Here is a 3,040-nt window from a genome sequence, read left to right as displayed (position 1 = left end):
ATTCAAATCATCCAAATTTGGAGTCCAGATTTTGAGTGTGCGCTCTACCGAATTTTCTTCAGATTCTGAATTTTGTTTTTCAGGAACACATGGATTTTCAGAAGCCCTCTCTGAAGTATTCTCTGTGTATTCTCTGTATGTATTCTCTGTATTACGTGCCCCTTTTGGCACATTCAATTGTTCCGTATGGCACATATAATTGTCCGCTTCGGCACATTCAATTGCCCCTTTTGGCACATTCAATTGTTCCGTATGGCACAATTGAGGCGCAGCAAGGCTTTCAGAGTATTTTAATAGTGCTTTGTATAGATTTTCACGCTCAACACGATAGTAGATCCTTGGTGGAACCCCATGTTTTTTTTCAGAGATAAAACCTAGATCTTTTAGTGTTTTACGTGCGGTATGCTGCTCTTTACGAGTAAGGCCTGTTTCCATTGTCCAGTCATGATGATCTTTATAGATCCAGCCATCTTTATTTTTAGTGCGAGAAGTCCAATAAACCAGCTGTGACAGCATAAGCGCACCATTGATTCCGCACCCAATGAAAACGTAATGCTTGTTAAAAGCGATTGGCTGATCGTTCATAGCTTCAATCAATTTAATCATGGGAATATTTGTATTCACGCCGCCCCCTTTAGCTTGTAAAAATGGCGCTCCAGCACCGCTACAAAGTTCACTTTTACAGATGCGGCATAAGCATCCACTGGCATGGGTTGAGGTTTGGCTGCTTTGCGCAGCACAGCGCGTCTCTGCTCAAGCAGCTGGGCTAATCTTGCCGTCATGACACCTCTCCCAAACTTTGCTCAGTCAGTGTTAAACGGCGCTTAGCATTCAGCTCCGCAACCCGCGCATGACGCACTAAGTGGCCCAAAGCAAAGTTTCTGTTCCCATCCAGCAGCACACTATTCCCCTGCACTTTGTGGACAGTCATCAGATCATCCGGTTTCAAGGCATCAACAAAAACAACGACATCATCTGCCAAAAAATCTTCCGCAGTTTTCACATAGGCATCGTCAGGCGCTAAACCTAAATCAAACTCGCGCCGATCCAGCTGCACAATCAAGCATTGAGCGCACTGCTCATCTTTAAAATTGCTGCACTTGTTAGTGCATGGGTGTTGTGTTAAATTTGTTTTGTTCATTAAGACTTTCCTCTAGAAGTTGGTGAACACGAAAGCCTGACATCTGCGGTCAGGCTTTTTCTTTGCTTGAAATATGCTCAATCCCTTCGAATCCCTCTCGAAATTCAACCTCCGTGCTTAAATCCCGCAACAAAGCTGATACTCCCAAGCGCTCAAAGGTTTTTGCTTGTAAATTAAGTACATGCCATTCACCTGCTATTTCTTTCTCTAAGAGGTAAGCAAGGTATTGGGCTAAATCCTTCCCTTTAATTTCAGCAAGAGCTTTTGCTCTTTCGTGGTTCTCAGGAGATAACCGAACATGTGTGGATTTTTTATCGAGGCTCATGCTTTCACCGTTTGATGCTTGATTGGCTCTCTGCCATTTGCTAGGTCTCGAATTTGATATTCGCGTGCCAATGGGATTTTTTTTTCTGGCCACTGATAGACAGCTGATGGCTCAATTCCAAGCAAACCAGCCAACTCAACCCCATTCACCCCAAGTAGCGCTAAAGCTTCTTGTTTGGTCATTAACTACACCCTGAAAATAAGATTTCTTAGTATTTAATCAAAGAAAACTTATAAAAGCAATATGTAAGATAACTTATATGGAAAATCAAACTACTGGTCAGCGCATACGTGCGCTTAGACGCTCGAAAAAATTAACTCAGGTGCAATTAGCAAAGATTGCAGGAGTAAGCTCGCCCGCAGTAACTGAGTGGGAAAAAGATGGGTATTTGCCTAAGGCTGCTTCACTGGAAGCAATGGCAAATGAATTTGGTGTGTCAACTGAATACATTCTCACCGGCAAGGGTGATGCCACTGGATCGCTATCTAACGTAGCGCCAGTATTGGGAAAACTCCTACCAGTCTTGTCTTGGGTACAGGCGGGTGAAATGACATCTGTTGAAACTATTAATCCATCCGAAATAAATGAATGGCTACCACCATTAAGTAGCGATGATCCTAGTGATTGTTTTTATTTACGGGTGATGGGGGTTAGCAATTACCCGACATATGTTGAGGGTGATTACATCCTTGTAAACCCTAATTTTAGCGTTTCCGATTTGCTGTCCGGGGATTTGATTGTTGTGCGGAACAACTCGGATGCAACATTTAAGAAATTGGTTATTGAGAGTGATGAACGCAGATATCTACAGGCTCTAAATCCTAACTTTCAACCCAATATCATTGAATTTGAAGATGGAATGGAGCTTGTGGGGCTTGTGATCGACGCATTTAGGCCGCTTGGTGGTTCGCGAATCAAGCGCACAAGAAAAAGTTAAGAGCTCATTATGGGCATGAAGCGCAATTCAAGATATTGAAAAGGGAAAACATAATGATCGCAACACTTAATAAATCCAAAACGGCACTTACGATTAATCGTCAAGAGTTTAAATTAGCGCTGGGTAAAATCGGTGATGGTATTGATAAACAAATAGCCGCGCTTAAAAAGGCCAAGCAAAGCTATGACGCCGCAGAAATAGCACGCGAGGTCATTAGTGAAGCAAATATCTTTGAAGCGATTATTGAANACAAATAGCCGCGCTTAAAAAGGCCAAGCAAAGCTATGACGCCGCAGAAATAGCACGCGAGGTCATTAGTGAAGCAAATATCTTTGAAGCGATTATTGAAGGCTTTAACGAAGCGGAAGAGACCAATCTAAAGCTGGCTGACATAACCAACATTGAAGTGGCACAGGGGTGGATAGATGACTTTTTAGGAAAATATTCTAAACCTCAAGCATGACTTGAAATTAATAAGATGAACAAATTTGACTATATAAAACTAGGCTTACTCTTTGTTGTGGTTACCCTTTTTTGGGTTTCTATGATTTTTTAAACTGCGAACCCGACGCAGTCCTTAAGAATAGATCGGGTGGAGAGTAAAGTGAAAAATACAAGAACCAATATGCTTTTGATT

The 3,040-nt window shown here is 42.1% G+C and carries 5 protein-coding genes and 2 pseudogenes; 2 read left to right on the top strand and 5 right to left on the bottom strand.

Annotated features, from left to right (window positions below; all coding sequences use genetic code 11):
* The 5 genes and pseudogenes from OKC24_RS19380 to OKC24_RS19360 all read right to left on the bottom strand — a co-directional run.
* Nucleotides 1-606 (bottom strand): annotated as a pseudogene (locus tag OKC24_RS19380) (hypothetical protein); the annotation flags it as partial.
* A 14-nt stretch (nucleotides 607-620) separates the two neighbouring features.
* The gene (locus OKC24_RS19375; RefSeq protein WP_265466257.1) at nucleotides 621-782 is read right to left on the bottom strand and encodes a hypothetical protein; all 162 of its coding nucleotides are present in this window, start codon (nucleotides 780-782) and stop codon (nucleotides 621-623) included.
* Nucleotides 779-1,141, bottom strand: a complete 363-nt coding sequence (locus OKC24_RS19370) for a hypothetical protein (protein WP_265466256.1) — start codon at nucleotides 1,139-1,141, stop codon at nucleotides 779-781. Before OKC24_RS19370 ends, OKC24_RS19375 begins: the two co-directional genes overlap by 4 nt.
* A 49-nt stretch (nucleotides 1,142-1,190) precedes the next feature.
* Complete coding sequence (locus OKC24_RS19365; protein ID WP_094148739.1) at nucleotides 1,191-1,466, bottom strand: hypothetical protein; 276 nt, start codon at nucleotides 1,464-1,466, stop codon at nucleotides 1,191-1,193.
* Nucleotides 1,463-1,648: a Cro/CI family transcriptional regulator gene (locus OKC24_RS19360; protein WP_265466253.1), complete on the bottom strand. Its 186-nt coding sequence runs from the start codon at nucleotides 1,646-1,648 to the stop codon at nucleotides 1,463-1,465. The genes OKC24_RS19365 and OKC24_RS19360 overlap by 4 nt, the downstream gene beginning before the upstream one ends.
* Nucleotides 1,649-1,725: 77 nt before the next feature.
* On the opposite strand from OKC24_RS19360, the gene OKC24_RS19355 reads away from it, so the two are divergent.
* Both OKC24_RS19355 and OKC24_RS20170 read left to right on the top strand, forming a co-directional pair.
* The gene (locus OKC24_RS19355) at nucleotides 1,726-2,403 is read left to right on the top strand and encodes a LexA family protein (protein WP_130148984.1); all 678 of its coding nucleotides are present in this window, start codon (nucleotides 1,726-1,728) and stop codon (nucleotides 2,401-2,403) included.
* A gap of 53 nt (nucleotides 2,404-2,456) precedes the next feature.
* A pseudogene (locus tag OKC24_RS20170) lies at nucleotides 2,457-2,866 on the top strand (hypothetical protein).
* Nucleotides 2,867-3,040 lie beyond the last annotated feature (174 nt).

It is taken from the genome of Acinetobacter entericus, from assembly GCF_026168575.1.
In the GTDB taxonomy this organism is placed as follows: Bacteria; Pseudomonadota; Gammaproteobacteria; order Pseudomonadales; family Moraxellaceae; genus Acinetobacter; species Acinetobacter bouvetii.
Note: the sequence above shows the minus strand (reverse complement) of the source record. Positions and strands in the feature narration are given on the sequence as shown.

Excerpts from the sequence above, each read along its gene's own strand:
- OKC24_RS19360 (WP_265466253.1), bottom strand. The coding sequence starts at position 1,648 with ATGACCAAACAAGAAGCTTTAGCGCTACTTGGGGTGAATGGGGTTGAG.
- OKC24_RS19375 (WP_265466257.1), bottom strand. The coding sequence starts at position 782 with ATGACGGCAAGATTAGCCCAGCTGCTTGAGCAGAGACGCGCTGTGCTG.
- OKC24_RS19370 (WP_265466256.1), bottom strand. The coding sequence starts at position 1,141 with ATGAACAAAACAAATTTAACACAACACCCATGCACTAACAAGTGCAGC.
- OKC24_RS19365 (WP_094148739.1), bottom strand. The coding sequence starts at position 1,466 with ATGAGCCTCGATAAAAAATCCACACATGTTCGGTTATCTCCTGAGAAC.
- OKC24_RS19355 (WP_130148984.1), top strand. The coding sequence starts at position 1,726 with ATGGAAAATCAAACTACTGGTCAGCGCATACGTGCGCTTAGACGCTCG.